Below are 18749 nucleotides of genomic sequence, written 5' to 3'. Positions count from 1 at the left end.
TATGATCGATCACAACACTGTCGCGCTCGTCACTGGTGCCGATCGCGGACTGGGCGCGATGTTCGTCGAAACGCTCGTCGCACGCGGTGCGGGCAAAGTGTACGCAGCCACGCATCGCGCTGCCGATGAGCGCGCTTTTCAGAACCCGTGCGTCGTGCCCGTCACGCTCGATGTCACGAATCCGGAAGATGTAAAACGCGTGGCGGCGATGGCATCCGACGTGAGCTTGCTGATCAATAACGCGGGCGTGAACACGCAAACGGGCGCGCTGCACGCAGGCCAGCCCGAGCGCGCACGCCTCGAAATGGAAGTGAATTTCTTCGCGACGCTCGCGATGGCCAATGCCTTCGCGACGCATCTGATTGCATCGCGCGGCGCAATGGTCAACATCCTCTCCGTGCTCGCACGCGTGAGCCTGCCTGCGATGACATCGTTATGCGCATCCAAAGCGGCGGGTTTGCGGCTCACCGAAGGACTCGACGCCGAACTCGCGCCGCAAGGCGTGCGCGTCTACGCGGTAATGCCCGGCGCCATCGACACGGACATGAGCCGCGATTACATCGGCGAGAAACTCACGACGCGCGAAGTCGTCGATGCCACGCTCGATGCAATCGGCGGTGCACCGCGCGAAATCTATATCGGTGCAATGGCGCAAGGCGTGGCCGGGATGCTGGCTGCGGATCGCACCACACTGCACGCGCAAATTCTCGGTGGCGCGCAAGCGCAGCCTCAATGAGCGGGGAACGCATGAGTCAAATGATTGAAATCAAGAGCCACGATGGTCGGAGTTTCGCGGCATACAAAGCCGTTCCCGCGCAAGGCTCCGGACCGGGGCTCGTCTTGCTGCAAGAGATCTTCGGCATCAACGCGTACATGAAAAGCATGGCGGATCGCTATGCGGAAGAAGGCTATGTCGTGCTCGTGCCCGATCTCTTCTGGCGCATGGACCCGGGCGTCGTGCTCGGCTATGAACAGGAAGACTTCGCGAAGGCGCTGGGCTTCAACGAGCGCGTGGATATCGACCTCGCGGTGCGCGATATCGAATCCACGGTCGATGCCATGCGCATGCAGCCGGAACATGCGGGCAAGATCGGCGCGCTCGGCTATTGTCTCGGCGGCAAGCTCGCGATGCTCGCCGCTGCGCGCACGCAGATCGACTGTGCGGTGAGTTACTACGGCGTCGGCCTCGACGCCTATCTCGACGAAGTGCCGGCCATTCAGTGTCCGATGGTCTTTCACTTCGCTGGTGACGATGCCTTCTGTCCGCTCGACGCACGTGAAGCGATCATGCGTGCGCTGGCGACGAATCAGGGCATCGAACAATACGTGTATCCGGGATGCGATCACGCCTTTGCATCGCCGGGGCGCCCACACTTCGACAAGCCCGCGACCACGATGGCCTACTCGCGCTCGCTCGCGTTGTTGCGCAAGGTCATGGGTCCGGTCCACGATCTGAACGCGCTGTGGGAGCGCCACTGCTATTACGAATTCGCCACGCGCGATGTCGATGCCGTCATGCCCACCATGGTCGCCGAACCCTACGTCAATCATGTTCCCACGATGACCGGCGGTGTCGGACACGACCAGCTCAAGCGCTTCTACAAGTACCACTTCGTCGATGCGAACCCGGCGGACACGCAACTCATTCCGGTGTCGCGGACGATCGGCTCGGATCGGATCGTCGATGAATTCGTATTCTGCGCCACGCACGACCGCGAGATCGACTGGCTGCTACCGGGACTCGCGCCCACCGGAAAGTACTTCGAGATTCCGATGCTGGCGGTGGTCTGCTTTCGCGGCGACAAGCTCTACAACGAACACATCTACTGGGATCAGGCCTCCGTGCTCGTTCAGATCGGCGTGCTGGACCCGAAGGGCCTGCCCGTCGCCGGAATCGAAACGGCAAAGAAGATGATCGACGAAGGTCTGCCAAGCAACACGCTCATGCGCAACTGGGCATCGAGCGAAGACAAGCCCGTCTGATTCGCACGCCGCATTCACCATCGCTATCGAACGGCCCGCGTTGATCGCGACACGGGCCATGACACTGTTATCGCCAACGCCATGAAACTCGCCAAACGCATCACCGAAACATCGAAGAAATCGTACGGCATGTACGAGAAAGCCCGCAATCTGCCCGGCGACACATCCGATGTGATTCACCTCGAACTCGGCTGCCCGCACGCGGACACGCCGATGCCCATCAAGCAGGCCACCATCGACGCCCTGCTGCGCGGCGACGTTCACTACAGCGACATGCGCGGCCTGCCCGCGCTGCGCCAGGCACTGGCCGACAAACTGCTCACGCGCAATAAGCTCGACGTGACCGAGAACGATATTCTCGTGACCAACGGCCTCACGCATGCTTCTTTTGCGGCGTTTTTCGCGCTCATCGATCAGGGCGACGAAGTCATTTTGCTGGCGCCGTACTATCCGCAGCACATCGGCAAGATCGAAATGGCGGGCGGCAAACCGGTGGTCGTCGATCTGGATCGAAAGAACTTTTCCATCGATGCCGCCGCCATCGAGCGTGCCATCACGCCGAGAACGCGCGCTATCGTGATCGTCAATCCGGCCAATCCGACCGGGCGCGTCTATACCCGCGACGAACTGAGCGCGCTCGCGGATATCGCGATTCGCCACGATCTCGCGGTGCTTTCCGATGAAGTGTACGAAGAGATCGTCTACGACGGTGCGCGTCACGTCAGCATCGGTTCCTTGCCGGGCATGAAAGAGCGCACGCTCTCCATGTTCGCGTTCACCAAGTCGCACGCGATGGATGGCTGGCGCCTCGGCTTCATGACCGCCCCCGCCGATGTGATGCCCGCCCTGCTCAAAATCACTGCCAACGATGTCACGCACGTCAACACGTTCATTCAGGCGGGCGCGCTGGCGGCCGTGAGCGGCGACCGCGCGATGCTCGAACGACTCGTCGGCGAAGATGCGCAGAAGCGCGCGATCGTCGTGGAAAGCCTCAACGCCATGCGCCACGTGCAGTGTGCGTCGCCAGAAGGCACGATTTACGCGTTTCCGGATATCAGCGCGACAGGTTTGTCGGCTCAGGAATGCGCGGACCGAATCCTCCATGAAGCGCGGGTCGTCGTGGAAGCAGGCAGCTTCTATGGCGCGGCGGGCGAAGGCCATCTGCGCGTGTGCTTCGGGTCGGAATCGAAGGACCGTATCGTCGAAGCGATGCAGCGCCTGCACGCGTTCTTCGATAAGCTCTGATAGGTTAAATGTAGTGCTAAATAAAAAGGCCGATAATCAATCGGCCTTTTTTCCGTGCTTAGATTGCGATCACTCAGAAGCGGTGACGAATGCCGACATCCCCGACGATCTGATTCGGGCTGGACGATGTGCCGATTCCGATGATCGACGCGCGCGCGTCATGTCCCTGCATGTGCTCGGCCAGCACCATCGCGTACACGTCGGTACGCTTGGACAACGCGTAGTCGAGCGTCGTGCTCAACTGATTGCATCGCGTGGAGCCGAGCGTCGTGAGCGTGTAGCCGGTGGCTGCGGTCAGTGAAGGCGTGAAGGAATACGTCATGCCGATTTGTCCGTTGCGGAACAGTGCATTCTCCACGCCCACGCCACGAATGCCCGCGTAGAGCGACTGCGTGTACATCGCATAGACGAAGGTCTTCTGGAAGCGGTAGCTCGTCGCCACGCCCATCGTTCGCAAGTAGCTTCCGCCCAGCACCGTGCGGCCCGTCGGCTGCCCGTAGATCGACGAGATATCCAGCAGCGAGGACGTGCCGGCCACTTCCGTATAAGCCGCCGCGATGTTCCAGGCGCCCGCCGTGTAGCTCGCCGAATAGCTGTACGAGCGGCCGTTGCCGTTGATGTCGCCCGCGAGATTGGAGAAGCCGTACTGCGCGCCGAACTGAAATCCGCTCCACACCGGCGTCAGATACTGAACAGAATTCGGCACGCGCTGGGCGTTCGCACGGTCGTTGGCGAACGGGTGATCCGAGAACTGGCCGAGGAACCACGTCGACGTTTCATACATGCCGAGCGTCAGACCCATGAAGTCATACTGATTCCCGAAGGTCAAGGAACCCCAGCGCTTGTCGGTCAGCCCGACGTACGCCTGACGTCCGAACAGTTTGCCGCCCTGCCCCAATGCGCCAGTGGTCGTGCTGTAGCCGTTTTCCAGCACGAAGACAGCTTTCGTGCCGCCGCCCAGATCCTCGACCCCGCGAAAGCCGAGCCGATTGGCCTGCATCACCGAGTTGGTCGCCATCCAGTCCGTCTTCCCGCCGACGTTGCTGACATAGGCCACGCCGGCATCGACGATTCCGTACAGCGTGACCGAGCTTTGCGCGCGCGCCTGCATCGGCAGGCCGAGCGCGGCGCAGGCGCCGAAGACCGCGAGCGCCGCGAGCCATGCGGGACGGGGCGATGGAGTTCTTGAAGTGGTGGTTCTGATCATGTGCCAGGAGTATGAGCGATGGGTTGTGGGTCAGACGCGCACCATCACAACAGGCTTTGGCGGCGCTCCATGATTTGATCAAATAATCAAATGATGGAGCGGATTTTTCTGGGACAAAAATTCTTTGTCAAGCAGTGGCTTTCGGCTTCACAACACAGGCAGGAAAAGCTTTTGGGTGCATTTCGTGGCGTATCAATAACTGGTAACATAACTGCGCCAGCCAACAGAATGATCGATTGATCACACACCACCATGACCGAGCAATTCACGCGCGTCGTGAAACGATCCACCATGCAGGAGTCGATCTATGCGCAACTGCGCGCATCGCTGATGCAGGGTCGCTTCGAGCCGGGCCGTCAGCTTACGGTGGCGACGCTGGCTGAAGCGTTCGGTTCAAGCGCCATGCCCGTGCGTGAGGCCTTGCGTCAGTTGGTGGTAGAGAATGGATTGGTCGCTCTGCCGAACGGAACCATTCAGGTTCCCGATATCAGCAGGAAGCATCTGCGCGATTTGTGCGATGCGCGCATCGCGTTGGAAGGGCTTGCCACCGAAATGGCCGCAAAGCATATCGATGAACCCGCGGTTCGCCGCCTGCGTCGGCTGATTTCGGAACATGAACTCGCCATCAAGCACGATGGCATTCACGAAAGTCTCGTCAAGAATCAGGAGTTCCACTTCCTGATTTATCGGGCGTCCGGTTCGACGGTGCTTCCTCCGCTTATCGAAACCGTGTGGTTGCAATGCGGGCCTTACATGCGCGTCATCACCGAAGAAGTCGAACGAGATGAAAAAGTGCCCTACAACACAGCGGGCACGGACTTGCATCATGTCGTCGTCGACGCGCTGGAAGCGCACAACGCTTCGGCCGCACGCAAGGCCATGGAGAAGGACATTCGCATGTCGTTCGACTTCCTGATCAAGACCATCGAGAAGCGAGAGGTTGTGGCGGCCGGATAGGAGCGCAGCTTGCGTTACATCGACCGCACGAGCTCGACGGTGGCGTTATTCAAGGCGTTAGAGGTGCTCGACCAGATTGCAGGATAGGCCGAACAAACCGTTGCGATCGAAGCGTTACGAGTTGCAACGGGTCTGATGGGCAACGCCGTCGTGAGCAAGGTGTTCGTGTTGGAGTTCGCTTGTCAGCAAGGCGTTGCTCCTACCCTGGAGAGCTCACTGACCGGTGCAGGCAAACCAAGACAGCAACGGTGCAAGTGAACGGGGCCGCACGCTCGTCGGGCCGGCACAGCGGCAGTCGATCCGTCTATCTTTCTTGTTTCCGCTAGGATCGACGTTGCAATCCAAATCGTCAGACGGCCCCGAAGATAGCTTTCAAGGCTATCATCGCGGACCATGCGCCAAGACTCATCGGCGGATGCGCGTGCGTTCTTATGCCGCTTTAACGGTCTTTGTCTGCAGCGCGGGTTCAACGTCCGGGAGACAAGGTAGCTGATGGGGAGGTTTGCCCTTTTTTCTCGTGACCTTGCCGTTAAGAAATTCGCCGAACGCCTGCGGTTGTGTGTGAATGGGTTCGATGTCGGCGATAACCAATGAAGGAAGCGTTCGTTTCCAACAATCGGATGGCTGATTATGGGGGCGAAGCCGACGCCTGATCGTCTGACCCGCGGGGCCTACGACCGTCGGCTTGTGGCCGAGGACTGCCGATGCGGTGGCGCAAGCAACCGGCTTGGCGCATCGCCATTATCGCTGGCGCAACGACATGGCCGTTTCGTGCAAGTGCTGTACCTTGTCGCGTCGCGCCGGCTAATCTGGTTCGCGCAATGTCTGCAGCCACCTTGCTCGCGATCTAGAACTAATGTCTCGACAGAGAAAGATCACGTTCGGGTAAAGCAACTTTTCTAAAAAAGCAAAATGATCAATAGGTGCCGCCCCGACAGAACTCGCACTGCAGAATTTGAGCAACAGATGTGTGACCGCTCGCGCCGTCGAGCGCATACGGCTCGGACGCATAGCGAAGATTATTCTAATAGCGGCACAATTTCACTCTCATCCGCCTCGAACCATGCCGGATTCCGCTTCGCAATCGGGCCCAGGGTGACAAGAATTTCACGCAGATGCGACCGCATGGCGTTTTCTGCGGCATCGGGATCGTGCGCGCGCAGGGCCGCGAGAATCTTCGCGTGCTGGCGGATGAGATGATCAAGCGGCGAATCGTCCGGCAGGCTCAGATAGCGCACGCGATCCATCTGCGCCTTGATGTCCTGAATGGTATCCCATGCGGCCTGACAGCCGATGGTCTGCGCGATCGTGCAATGGAACGCCTCGTCGAGCGCAAGGAACGCGGCGGTGTCGTTTGCCTTCGCGGCGATGCGCTGATCCTTCAGGTTATCGCCGAGCGTGCGCAATTGTGCATCGGTGATGTGCGCGGCGGCCTTGCGCGCGACGGCGGTCTCGATGGCCTCGCGGATGAAACGTCCCTCGCGCACGCGGCGCGGTGAGATGCGCTTTACGAAGGTGCCCCGTTGCGGCAAGACCTGAAGCACGCCCGCCTCGACTAATTTGATGAACGCCTCGCGCACCGGCTGGCGCGAGACATGGAACATGTCGGAGACTTCCTTTTCGGAGAGCGGCGTGCCGGGCACCATCTGACCGGCGAAGATCGCCTGCCGCAGCGCGCGGTAGATCTGCCGCGTGATCGGCTCAGGCGAATCCATCGACACTTGCGCGCCCAGGTCAGGCAACTGTTCTGCGACCGCGCCACCATCGCCCAGACGCCGGCGCGAGCGGCGGGGCGCGGGACTCGCGGGTTCGGCGCTGTCGGGTTCGAGCAGAATGACGTCGTCAGATTTGGCAGCTTTCATCGTCGTCGTGGCGGTGGGCGGAAACGCGCGGGGCGGTCGTGTTCGGTCGTGAATCGATGCCTCCATACTACTATGCTTCGTTACCGCAACTGGCCGCCTGCTCTCCTCATCAGCGACGCGCCGCCGGCGAGCCGCCCGCAATCGTCGTCACCGCGATGATGAGCGCGCCGTATACCACCGCGCGCACGCCCGCCCCCGCGCCGCTCGCATTGAGCAGCGCGTTGATCAGGAACAGGAAGCACGCCGCGCCCCACACGCCAGTCGGGCTGGCGCGGCCGCCGGACACCTGCGTGCCGCCGATCACCACCACCGCGACGGAAAGCAGCATGTAGTCCGCGCCCATGTCGAGCGTCGCGCCGCCGGAAAACGACGCCAGCAGCAACGCCGCCAGCGACACCAGCACCGAACAGCTCACGTAGGTCGCGCACCGCACGCGCTCCACGCGAACGCCCGCGAGATTCGCCGCGCGCGCATTCTGCCCGACCGCCGAGAGACTTCGCCCCGGCACCAGACGAAACAGCGCGCTCGCCACCAACAGCGTGGCGGCGAGCGCGACGAACGCGAGACTCGACACACCCGCCACATGACTCAGCGAGAAATTTTCGAGGATGGGTGGCGGCGCCGAACTGCCGCGTCCGAGGCTGATGGCCGTGGATTGCAGCACGAAGCTCGACGAAAGCGTCGCGATGATCGGCGGAATGCGCAGCAAGCGAATCAGCGCGTAATTGAACAGTCCGATGCCGATGCCCACGCCCACCGCCGCGCCAATGCCCGCGAGCAGCGCGCCGTCTTTCGCCGCCATCACGCGCATGCCGACGCCGCCCGCCAGCGCAATGGTCGCCGGAATCGACAGGTCGATGTTGCCCGGCCCGCTCGTCACCACGAGCATCTGTCCGAGTCCGACGAGCACGGTGAACACCACGAACGCGGACGCCGCCGACAGCATGTTGCCCGCCGTGAATGCGCCGAACGCGACCATCGCCGCGATGCCGGTCACGACCGCGCCGGCCACCGACCAGAGCCACGGCAAGTCGCGAAGCGTGGTGGCGAACGCGGGCTTGTTCATCGATTGTGCGCCTTTCATTGACGGCCTCCCCGGTTGCGGAACACAAGCCGCAGCGACAACACGACGATGAGAATCAGCCCTTGCAGCCCGACCTGCCATTCAGGCGGAATCTGCAGGAAGGACAGGAACGACGACGCCAGCGTCAACGTAATCGCCCCGAGCACCGCGCCGAACGCCGACACGCGCCCACCGACGAATTCGCCGCCGCCGAGGATCACGCCCGCGACCGACAGCAAGGTATAGCGCAGCGCGATGTTCGCATCTGCCGAGGTAGTGAGGCCAAGCAGCGCCAGCCCCGAGAACACGCCGAACAAACCCGCGCAGCCGAACAGCAGCGCCTTCGCGCGGATGATCGACCAGCCGAAACGGCGCATCGCGGGCGCGTTGCCGCCCACGCCGCGCAGCGCGACACCGGCGGGCGAGCGCATCAACAAAAGATGCGCGACCAGCGCGATACCCGCAGTCCAGACGAGCGGCGCGGGAATCACCGGCGACTTGAAGCCCATAATCGAGGAAAGCCAGTCGGGGCTCGTGCCGCCCGGCGACGGCAGCAGAAGCACCGACAGCCCGTTCCAGATGAAAGACAGCCCGAGCGTGACCACCACCGACGAGATGCGGCGCAACTCGATCAGCGCGCCGACGAGCGCATACAGCACCACGCATCCCGCGAGCGCGAGCCAGCCGAGCACGGGATGCTGAACCAGCAGCGTCGCGCCAATGCACGCCACCAGACTCACGAACGCACCGATCGACAGATCGAGTTCGTTCGCCGTGATGACGGCCAGTTGTGAGAGCGTGGCGAAAACGATCGGCACACCGAGGTTGAGCAGCATCACTATGCCGAAGTAGCTAAGCGTGTTCGGCTGGATGATCGCCATCGGAACCAGCACGGCCAGCAACGAGACGAACGGCAGCGCCGCGCGATAGTCGATGCGCCGTGCCGCGCGAGGGGAAGCCGTTCTCACGGCGGTAGTCGTGTTCATGCGGGAACCTCATCGAAACTGGCGGCAAGCAGCGCGTCTTCGGTGCATTCGGCCGCGTCGAGCACGCGCGTCACGCGGCCCGCACGGAAGACGTAGGTGCGGTCGCAGTAGGCGAACTCGTCGTTTTCCGTGGTGTACCACAGGAAGGTGCGGCCCTTCTCGGCTTCGGCCTGCAACAATCCGTAGATTTCGAGCTTCGTGCCGATATCGACGCCGCGCATGGGGTCGTCCATCAGCACAAGTTCGGCGTCGGAGGCGAGCGCGCGGGCGAACAGCACTTTCTGCTGATTACCGCCCGAAAGCGAGAGAATCGGCGCGGCCGGTCCCGCACCGCGGATATTGATGCACTGCTTCCACGTATCGAAGCGCGCGCGCAGTCCTTCGCGGTCGATCCACGTCGGGCTATTACTGTCGTAGAGCGCGCGGATGTCGAAGTTCTCGGCAATCGACCAGTCCGCGAACACGCCGTCCGCGCGCCGGTCGCCGGCGACGAACGCCACCGTCTGTCCCGATCCGCGTTTGCGGGCTTGCGCGTAGATGGCGAGCAAGGCGTCCGTCTGCCCTTGTCCCGCCAGCCCCGCGAAGCCGACGATGCTCCCGCGCGCTGCCTCGATTCTTGTGCGTCCGCGCGGGCCGACGTTCCATTGCATGAGCGCGCCTGCCGCGTTCGCTTTCGCCGCGCGTTGCTGCGATAGCGCAGCGGCTTCGGTGAACTGCCCCATCGCGCGGATGATGTGTTCCTTCTCCAGATTCGTCGCGGGCAGCGTGGCGACGATCTTGCCATCGCGCATGACCATCACGCGGTCGGCGCTTTGCAACATCTCCTCCAGCATGTGCGTGATGAGAATGCAGGTGATGCCGCGCCCCGCGCAGACGCGGATATACGCGAGCAGTTGTTGCGCCGTGTAGCGGTCGAGGCTTGACGTGGGTTCATCGAGAATGACGAGGCGCACGGGCGCATCCACCTGAGCGAAACCACGCGCGATCTCCACCATCTGCTGCTGCGTGAGCGAGAGATCGCCGACGACGTCAGTGCCGCGCAAACCGTGCCCCGGAAAGATCGCGTCCAGTTGCGCCTCGATGATGCGCCGCGCCTGCCTGCGCCATCTGACGCCGCGTAACTGCGGATGCACCGCGCGCATGTTTTCCTCGATGGTGAGGTTTGCGCACAGCGACAGTTCCTGAAACACGCAGCGGATGCCGAGCGCGCGCGCCGTGGCCGCATCAAAGCCGTTGGCGTGCGTGTCGCCTTCCATCTCGACCGCGCCTTCGCTCGCGCGCCTCGCGCCGGACAACACCGACATGAGCGTGGACTTGCCCGCGCCGTTGTGCCCGGCGATGGCGACGCACTCGCCCGCCGCGAAATCGAAATCAACACTTTGCAACGCGCGCACCGGACCGAAGGACACGGCCAGTGCGCGGATCGACAGAAGCGTTCTCAGAGGAGACGAAGCGTGCGGCGCGTCGAGCACGATGCTATCGGAGTGATTCATCCGCCAGGGCTCCAGATGGAGTGGGTTCGAGTAAGGAAATACGAAAGCGCTTTTACTTCCGCTTTTACTTCTTCACGCCCTGCACCATGTCGACCACCTGTTCGCGCGAAAACACATTGCTCGCGACCGTGCCCGGCGCGGTCTTCGGCAAGACTGTCGGCAACGATTCCGGCGTGACGGTCAGTGTCGGCAGGGACATTTCGTGCGGCAGCTTGTTGCCCGCGAGAATCTGTTGCGCGGCCCAGAACGCGAAGGTCGACGAACCCGGATCGGCGGCAATCGACATGGTCTTGTACGCGCCTACGCCCTGTTGTTGCCACCACGCCAGTTCTTCCTGCCGATTGCCGAGGATGATGGTCGGCACCTTGCGGCCCGCCGCGCGGAATGCCTGCGCCACACCGTAACCATCGCCGCCTTGCGTGACGACGCCATCGATTTGCGGCAGCGACGGCAGAATGCCCGCGACTTCCTTCTGCGCGACCGTCTGCGTCCACTGGCCGTACACCGAACCGGCGATCTTCATGTTCGGATACTTCTTCAGTTCATCGACGATGCCTTGATGAATCTCGTCATCCACCGACACGCCTGCGAGCCCGCGCACTTCGAGGAGCGTGCCCTTGCCGCCCAATTGCTTCGCGAGGAAATCGACCTGCTCCGCGCCCATCTTGTGGAAGTCCGCTGCGATGCGATACGCACACGGTTCGGTCACGATGCCATCGAACGACACCACCACCACACCCGCCGCGCACGCCTGCTTGATCGAGCCATTGAGCGCCGTCGGCGATGCCGCGTTGATGACAATCGCCTTGTAACCCTGCAACACGAGATTCTGGATCTGCTGCGCCTGCTCGGTCGCCTGATTCTCGGCCGTCGTGAAGGCGGGGGCATCGGCGACGAGTCCGGCCTTCTTCGCCTGCGTCGCGACATCGGCCCAACTCTTCAACTGCTGTTGACGGAACGTGTTGCCCGCATAGCTGTTGGATAGCGCGATCTTGTCCTTCGAGGTATCGCCCGTGGCGACAGCGGCGGAAGCGGCCGCGCTGATCGCCATGCAGGCGATGCCCGCGAGTTGTGCTGCGCGAATGGATGTGAGTGCCACTGTCGTCTCCTTGAATCGGCTGGTCTGCCCTAAATGAGCGTGCGAGGGGTTGTTCTTCTGCATCGTTGTCTGAATCATAGAGATCAACCTACTACCATACAAGTAGGTATTTGTCCGGAATCGGACATTCGACGCGGCGCGTAAGCTGCGTCATCGGATAGACATCGGAAGACATGAAGGAGAAACGATGAATCAACGCAAGGGCGCGCTCGTTTTCGTGGGCAGCGTGAATCGCGCGGTGCCGCATTTCGCGACGGCCAACGGGCGCGGCATCACCACGCTGTCGCTCGATGAAACCACCGGCAAACTCAAACGGCTCGCGGAACTCGACGGCATGGACAATCCCACCTATCTCGCCGTGCTGCCCGCGCGCCGCATGCTGTACGCATCGAGCGAGGTTTTCGGCGTCGCGGAAGGCGCGATAGGCGCGTACACATTCGATGACGCAAGCGGCACGCTCGCGGCCGTCGGCGAAAGCCGCTCGACGCGCGGCAGTCTGTCCGCTTACTGCACGACCGATCGCGCAGGACGCCATGTCTTCGTCGCTAACTATGCGCACGAAACACCGGGCGAAACCCCAGGCCGCCATGTCGTGAGTTTCGCGGTGCAGGACGACGGCACGCTGACGAAGGCGCGCGGAGAATACGCGCATCGCGGAGCGGGACCGCGTGCGGATCGGCAGGGCGTGCCCCATGCGCATTGCATCGCGGTCGCGCCGGACAATCGCTTCGCGCTGGTGACGGACCTCGGCACGGACACTGTATCGACCTATCGCATCGATGCGGACGGCGACGGGCTGTTGCCGCCGCTCGCACAACCGTTGCGCTGTGTGCCGGGGAGTGGTCCGCGTCATCTGGCGTTTCATCCTGCGCTCGACCGTGTGTATGTCGTCAACGAGTTGAACAACACGCTCGACGTGCTGGCTTACGAACCAGCGAACGGCACGTTACAGATCGTGCAGACCGTCGATGGCCTTCCCGCGTCCTGCGCCGTGAGCCACGCCGCCGATCTCGCCGTGTCGAACGACGGACGCTTTCTCTATGCGTCGTTCAGAGGCGAGGACTGCATCGGCGTGTATGCGCTCGCGGACGATGGCGCGATCGGCGAGCGTCGCGGCATCTACGAAAGCCGTGGAAAGACACCGCGCAGCTTCGCGTTGTCGCCATCGAACCGATTTCTGCTCGCGGCGAATCAGGACAGCGATGACCTCGTCGTGTGGCGGCGCGATCCGGCAAGCGGCGCGCTCGTCGACCAGGCGGATGAAATGCCGATCGGCACGCCGATGTGCGTGAAGATCATCGCGTAGACGCGCGTGCTTCTGCCGGGCGCGCCTGCATTACGCCGCGGCCTGCGTGGCGCGGCTCGCGAATCCAGATGAACGCGCACAACGCACCCAGCACCGCGACCACGCCCGCTAGCACGAACGCCGCGCCATACGCTCCATGCGTCGCCTCGACGATGAAGCCAGTCACCGCCGGCCCGATCACGCCCGCCAGATTGGCAAGCAGATGCACGAAGCCGCCGACGCCGCCCACGTTTTCGCGTCGCACGGTGTCCTGAATTACGGCCCAGTAAACCGAGCCGGTGACATACAGAAAAAAGATCGTGACCGACATCAGCGCGACCGCGCCCTGCGTGGTCTGCACGCGTCCGGCGAACGCCACGCACAGCGCCGCGATGCCCAGACATACCGACAACACCAGCCGCCGCGACAACAAGGGCTTGCCGGTGAAGCGCAGAATCGCATCGGTGATGAACCCTCCCGCCGCGAGCCCGATGCTGCCGAGCAGCCACGGAATCACGGTCGCGAAGCTCATGTCGCGCAAGGACATGTGATGCGCTTCGGTCAGATAGGTCGGGAACCACGAGAGAAAGAAAAACAGCACGTAGTTGTACGAGAAAAACGCGAACGCCGTGGCCAGAATGAGCGGCTGACGCAGATAGAAGCCAAGCCCGGCCTTTTCGCCATGCGCGCCCTGCTCCATCGACACGTCGGTCTGCTGGCCCGCGACGATCAGCGCGAGTTCATTGCGGCTCACGCGCTTGTTTTCCTGCGGATGCTCGGTCGTCGCGAAGGTCCACAACACGAGCCACGCCAGTCCGATCACCATGATGATGACGAAGGCCCAGCGCCAGCCGAACTGAATTGCCATGAAGCCCACGATCGGCCCCGCCAGCGCGCCGCCCAGCGGCGTGCCCGAACTGATGACGCCGATCGCGCTCGCCACTTCGCGACGCGGGAACCAGTTGTTCACCATCTTGCTGTTCGACGAACTGAACGGTCCTTCGCCCATGCCGAACAGCACACGCAGCACGATCAGCGAAACGAGGCTGCTCGCCAGCGCGGTCGCCCCGCAAAAGAGCGACCAGATGCCCATCGCGCCGCCGAATACTTTCTTCGCGCCGATCTTGTCGGACAGCACGCCGCCCACGAAATTGAACAGCGCATAGCCGATGAAAAAACTGCTGAACACAACGCCCATTTGCGCATGCGTGAAATGCAGGTCTTTCTGAATCAGCGGCGCGGCAATTGACAGCGCCGCGCGGTCGAGATAGTTCACCACGCCCGCCAGAAACAGCAGGCCGACGACGAACCATCGCTGGCTTTTAATCATCATCACGTCTCCGGTGTGCCGCCTGTTTTTATCGTCGTTATGGCGGATGGAACAGTTCAGTCGAATTGCAGATGCACCTTCATCGACTGATTTCGGTCCAGCGCGACTTCAAAAGCGCGATTGGCTTCCGCGAGCGGGAAGGCATGCGTCATCAGCGGACGAAGATCGATACGTTGCGACGCCAGTTCCTCGGCGGCGACCGCGTATTCGTCGGTGAAGCGGAACGAGCCTTGATAGCGCAGTTCCTTCGCCATCACGAGATTGGCCGCGACCGGCGATTGCCCCGCCGGCAGATTGCCCAACTGGATGACCGCGCCGCCCGCACGCACCGAACGCAACGCGGTGTCAAGTCCGGCCGGGCTGCCGGATGCCTCGATCACGACATCGAAGGTGCCGCGTTCGCGGGACCATTGCTCGATGCGCGCGGCATCGGTCGCGAGCACGATTTCATCCGCGCCCAGCGATTCGGCCATCTGCAAGGCCTTCGGCGCGAGATCGAGCGCCACCACGCGATGCGCGCCCGAACGCCGCGCCGCCGCCAGCACGATGCAGCCGATCGGCCCGCACCCCACCAGCAGCACGCTCGCGCCGACCAGCGAGCCGGCCTGTTTCAGCGCGTGCAGCGCGACGGCCAGCGGTTCCGCCATCGACGCCTGCGCGTAATCGAGCGTGTCGGGCACCGGCGCGCACTGACGCGCCGCCGCCGTGATGTACTGGCGGAACATGCCCTGAATGTGCGGGAACGTCGATGCGCTGCCCATGAAGCGCATGTTCAGACAATGGTTCGGCATGCCCTTCACGCAAAAACGGCACGTACCGCAATTCAGGCCCGGATTCACCGCCACGCGTTGGCCCACGCGCAGGCCCGTGACGCCTTCGCCGAGCGCCGCGACTTCGCCCGCCACTTCGTGACCGAGCACGAACGGCTCGCGCACGGTAAAATCCCCGCTCTTGCCCTTGAAGTAATACGACAGGTCCGAGCCGCAGATGCCGCCCGCGTGCACGCGAATCTGCACCTGGCCCGCGAGCGGTTGCGGCGTGTCGATTTCATCGATAAGGAGCTTCTTTGCTTCGTGGAGTACGGCTGCGAGCATGGTCAGGTTCCTGTGCGTAACGCGTGAATCCGAATGTTTGATGTCGGGTGCCGACCGATGCCGTCACCAGTTCCAGAGCGTGCCGTCTTCCAGTCGCGCGACGGGCAGATAGGCAGGCTCGTAGGGATACTTCGCCGCAAGCGTTTCGTCGATATCGACGCCGTGGCCGGGGGCATCGCCCGGATGCATCATGCCGTGATTGAACGACCACGCATGCGGGAACACGTCGAGCGCTTCCGCTGGGAAGCCCATGTATTCCTGCACGCCGAAGTTCGGCACCCACAGGTCGAAATGCAGCGCCGCACCCATGCAGACCGGCGAGAGATCCGACGGTCCGTGACAGCCCGTGCGCACCTGATAGAGGGACGCGAAATCCGCGATGCGCTTCAGATGCGTGATGCCGCCCGCATGCGTCAACGTCGCGCGGATATAGTCGATGAGTTGTTCCTCGATCAGCGTCTTGCAATCCCAGATGCTGTTGAAGACTTCGCCCACGGCAATCGGCGTGACCGTGTGCTCGCGGATCAAACGAAAACCGGCCTGATTCTCGGCGGGCGTCGGGTCTTCCATCCAGAACAGGCGATACGGTTCGATGGATTTCCCCAGCCGCGCGGCCTCGATGGGCGTGAGACGGTGATGCACGTCGTGCAGCAGATGCGTGTCGAAACCGAACTTCTCGCGCACCGCTTCAAACAGCTTCGGCACGAAATCCAGATACTTTTCAGAGGACCAGCTTTGCTCGTCCACCGCGCCCTTGGTCGCCGGCTCGTACATGCCGTTGCCTTTCGACACGCCGTAGACCGAGCGCATGTTCGGCACGCCGCACTGAATGCGAATGGCCTTGTAGCCTTGCTCGACGTGTTCTGCGTAGCGATCCAGCGCCTCGGGAATGTCGCGGCCCGTGGCGTGACCATAGACCATCACGCCTTCGCGCGAGGCACCGCCTAGCAGCTTGTACAGCGGCATGTTCGTGACCTTGCCGAGGATGTCCCACAGCGCCATGTCTACTGCCGCGATCGCAGTCATCGTGACCGGACCGCGCCGCCAGTACGCGCCCTTGTAGAGCAACTGCCACGCATCCTCGATGCGTCCCGGATCGCGCCCGATCAACATCGGGCAGACGTGATCCTTCAGATAGGACGCGACGGCCAGTTCGCGGCCGTTAAGCGTGGCGTCGCCGATGCCGTACACGCCCTCGTCCGTCACTACTTTCAGCGTGACGAAGTTTCTGCCGGGGCATGTCACGATGACGTCAGCGCGAATGATCTTCATAGGGATTTCCTTGAATGGGCAAGCGGTCAAGCGCATACTACCATACCAGTATGTCACTTAGTCATTCCGGGTTTTCCCTGCCGGACCTCATCAGATACGCCGAAAAATGACGCAAAACTCAAGCCTTTCCCTTGCCGGACTTCCCGCGCTGAGCGGCCGTGTACTCTCCGCCGAATGGCGCGCGCCGGCGATTGGCATCGTGCATCTGGGCATCGGCAACTTTCATCGCGCGCACGAAGCGCTTTACACGGAAGAGGCGATGCTTGCGCGCGGCGGCGACTGGGGCATTTGCGGCGTCACCTTGCAGGGCGACGTCGGCAAGCGCGATGCCCTGATGGCGCAGGACGGTCTTTACAGCGTCGTCGAACGTGGCCCGGCAGGTGTGAGCGTGACGGTCGTGCGCTCGCTAGTAGAAGTCCTGGCGATGCCGTTCGACCGCGTGCGTCTGTTCGAATTACTGGCCGATGCGCGCGTGAAGGTCGTCTCGGTGACCGTCACCGAAAAAGGGTATTGCCGCGATACGAAGACCGGCGACGCGGATTTCGACCACGCGGGCGTGATTCACGATCTCGCCCATCCCGACAACGCGACAACGGTGCCCGGCATTCTCAGCGCCGCCCTCAAAGCGCGCCGCGATGTCGGCACGCCGCCGTTTACCGTGCTGTCGTGCGACAACCTCTCGCACAACGGCGCGGCCTTGCAGCGAGTGGTGCGCTCATTCGCTGCCAGGCTCGATGCAACGCTTGGCGCGTGGATCGCGGAACACGTCGCCTTTCCCTCGACGATGGTGGACCGCATCGTTCCCGCCACGACCGATGCCGACCGCGAATCCGCACGCGCCGCGCTCGGCGTGACGGACGACGTGCCCGTGCCGTGCGAGCCGTTTCGTCAATGGGTGATCGAGGATCGCTTTCCGCAAGGACGCCCTGCGTGGGAAGTTGCGGGCGCGCAACTCGTGGACGATGTCACGCCATTCGAAATCGCCAAGCTGCGCATGCTCAACGCGACGCATTCGACGCTCGCCTATCTTTCTATGCTCGCGGGTTTCGAAGCCATCAGCGATGCGGTCGGCCACGCGCCGCTGCGCGCACTCATCCACGCGATGATGACGCATGAGATTGCGCCGACGCTCGACGTGCCTGCATCGTTCGATCTGCTCGCCTACCGTGATGCCTTGCTCGAACGTTATGCGAATCCGGCGCTCAAGCATCGTTGTGCGCAGATTGCGATGGACGGCAGTCAGAAAATCCCGCCGCGCATTCTGTCGTCGATTTCGGCCCGACTGGATGCGGGACAGTCGTTCGACGGGCTCGCGCTGGCGGTGGCGGCGTGGTTGCGCTTCCTGCGCGGCCGCGCCGACGACGGCACGTCATACCCGATCAGCGATCCGATGGCGCAACGCCTGACCGAACTCGCCGCGAATGCTCCAAGCCCGGAAGCGCTCGTAACCTCGATACTCGGCGTTCGCGAAGTCTTTCCCGAAGCGCTCGCCAATGCGCCCGTCTTCGTCGAAAGTTTAAAGGTGGCGTCAAAAGCGCTAGATGCGGGGACGCTTATCGCTGTCGATGAATACTTAAGGATTTTTCCCCAAACTTGATCGTTTTGCTTGATTTTCGCTGGCTTATATCGCCAGCGGCTTCATGACCGCTTTCCTCGTTTTGGCCAGGCCGAGTCTGCGACGGTGCCATGCCATTCGGCGACGTCCAGGCGTTGAAGGTGCTCCAGTGCCAGAAGTAGGGGCACCACCAGCCCGGCGAACAGGACCAGACCTTCCCAGTCAAAGCGGTCTGAACCGCCCCGGAAATGTAGGAGACTTCGGATCTTGGCTGTAACGGGAGATTTGAAGCATGGAAAGCGAAGGCAAGACAAGGAA

At 62.5% G+C, this 18749-nt stretch carries 15 protein-coding genes; 6 read left to right on the top strand and 9 right to left on the bottom strand.

Going from position 1 to position 18749, the window contains the following annotated elements; all coding sequences use genetic code 11:
* The first annotated feature begins 1 nt into the window (after position 1).
* The 3 genes from NCT04_RS22055 (at position 2) to NCT04_RS22045 (ending at position 3228) form a co-directional block, all read left to right on the top strand.
* Positions 2–736, top strand: a complete 735-nt coding sequence (locus tag NCT04_RS22055) for an SDR family NAD(P)-dependent oxidoreductase (protein WP_250467727.1) — start codon at positions 2–4, stop codon at positions 734–736.
* Between the two features lie 11 nt (positions 737–747).
* On the top strand, positions 748–1983 hold the full coding sequence (locus tag NCT04_RS22050) for a dienelactone hydrolase family protein (protein ID WP_502800690.1): 1236 nt from the start codon (positions 748–750) through the stop codon (positions 1981–1983).
* Positions 1984–2064: 81 nt separating this feature from the next.
* Positions 2065–3228: a pyridoxal phosphate-dependent aminotransferase gene (locus NCT04_RS22045; RefSeq protein WP_250467725.1), complete on the top strand. Its 1164-nt coding sequence runs from the start codon at positions 2065–2067 to the stop codon at positions 3226–3228.
* A 73-nt stretch (positions 3229–3301) separates the two neighbouring features.
* Here the strand turns inward: NCT04_RS22045 and NCT04_RS22040 are convergent, their stop codons facing one another.
* A complete protein-coding gene (locus NCT04_RS22040; RefSeq protein WP_250467724.1) occupies positions 3302–4435 on the bottom strand; it encodes a porin in 1134 nt (377 codons plus the stop codon).
* A gap of 252 nt (positions 4436–4687) precedes the next feature.
* Here NCT04_RS22040 and NCT04_RS22035 point away from each other — a divergent pair, with 252 nt between their 5' ends.
* Positions 4688–5392, top strand: coding sequence for a GntR family transcriptional regulator (locus NCT04_RS22035; protein WP_250467723.1), 705 nt, complete (start codon positions 4688–4690; stop codon positions 5390–5392).
* 1019 nt (positions 5393–6411) lie between these two features.
* Here NCT04_RS22035 and NCT04_RS22030 read toward each other — a convergent pair.
* From NCT04_RS22030 to NCT04_RS22010, 5 genes are all read right to left on the bottom strand, one after another.
* Positions 6412–7254: a GntR family transcriptional regulator gene (locus tag NCT04_RS22030; protein ID WP_502800692.1), complete on the bottom strand. Its 843-nt coding sequence runs from the start codon at positions 7252–7254 to the stop codon at positions 6412–6414.
* A 109-nt stretch (positions 7255–7363) separates the two neighbouring features.
* Positions 7364–8338 carry an ABC transporter permease gene (locus NCT04_RS22025; protein WP_250467721.1) on the bottom strand — a complete coding sequence of 325 codons (975 nt, stop codon included), beginning with the start codon at positions 8336–8338 and terminating at the stop codon, positions 7364–7366.
* The gene (locus NCT04_RS22020) at positions 8335–9303 is read right to left on the bottom strand and encodes an ABC transporter permease (protein WP_250467720.1); all 969 of its coding nucleotides are present in this window, start codon (positions 9301–9303) and stop codon (positions 8335–8337) included. Before NCT04_RS22020 ends, NCT04_RS22025 begins: the two co-directional genes overlap by 4 nt.
* Complete coding sequence (locus tag NCT04_RS22015; protein ID WP_250467719.1) at positions 9300–10796, bottom strand: ATP-binding cassette domain-containing protein; 1497 nt, start codon at positions 10794–10796, stop codon at positions 9300–9302. The genes NCT04_RS22020 and NCT04_RS22015 overlap by 4 nt, the downstream gene beginning before the upstream one ends.
* 64 nt (positions 10797–10860) lie before the next feature.
* Positions 10861–11847 carry an ABC transporter substrate-binding protein gene (locus tag NCT04_RS22010; protein ID WP_284509402.1) on the bottom strand — a complete coding sequence of 329 codons (987 nt, stop codon included), beginning with the start codon at positions 11845–11847 and terminating at the stop codon, positions 10861–10863.
* A gap of 235 nt (positions 11848–12082) precedes the next feature.
* On the opposite strand from NCT04_RS22010, the gene NCT04_RS22005 reads away from it, so the two are divergent.
* Complete coding sequence (locus NCT04_RS22005; RefSeq protein WP_250467718.1) at positions 12083–13201, top strand: lactonase family protein; 1119 nt, start codon at positions 12083–12085, stop codon at positions 13199–13201.
* Here NCT04_RS22005 and NCT04_RS22000 read toward each other — a convergent pair.
* The 3 genes from NCT04_RS22000 to manD all read right to left on the bottom strand — a co-directional run bounded on the left by NCT04_RS22000 (position 13191) and on the right by manD (position 16876).
* The gene (locus tag NCT04_RS22000; protein WP_250467751.1) at positions 13191–14510 is read right to left on the bottom strand and encodes an MFS transporter; all 1320 of its coding nucleotides are present in this window, start codon (positions 14508–14510) and stop codon (positions 13191–13193) included. The two genes, NCT04_RS22005 and NCT04_RS22000, sit on opposite strands and share 11 nt — an antisense overlap.
* A gap of 56 nt (positions 14511–14566) precedes the next feature.
* On the bottom strand, positions 14567–15604 hold the full coding sequence (locus NCT04_RS21995) for an L-idonate 5-dehydrogenase (protein ID WP_250467717.1): 1038 nt from the start codon (positions 15602–15604) through the stop codon (positions 14567–14569).
* A gap of 63 nt (positions 15605–15667) precedes the next feature.
* Complete coding sequence (manD, locus tag NCT04_RS21990) at positions 15668–16876, bottom strand: D-mannonate dehydratase ManD (protein WP_250467716.1); 1209 nt, start codon at positions 16874–16876, stop codon at positions 15668–15670.
* Positions 16877–16982: 106 nt separating this feature from the next.
* On the opposite strand from manD, the gene NCT04_RS21985 reads away from it, so the two are divergent.
* The gene (locus NCT04_RS21985) at positions 16983–18473 is read left to right on the top strand and encodes a mannitol dehydrogenase family protein (RefSeq protein WP_250467715.1); all 1491 of its coding nucleotides are present in this window, start codon (positions 16983–16985) and stop codon (positions 18471–18473) included.
* Positions 18474–18749: the final 276 nt, after the last annotated feature.

It is taken from the genome of Caballeronia sp. GAFFF2 (assembly GCF_023631485.1).
Taxonomy (GTDB): Bacteria; Pseudomonadota; Gammaproteobacteria; order Burkholderiales; family Burkholderiaceae; genus Caballeronia.
Note: the sequence above shows the minus strand (reverse complement) of the source record. Positions and strands in the feature narration are given on the sequence as shown.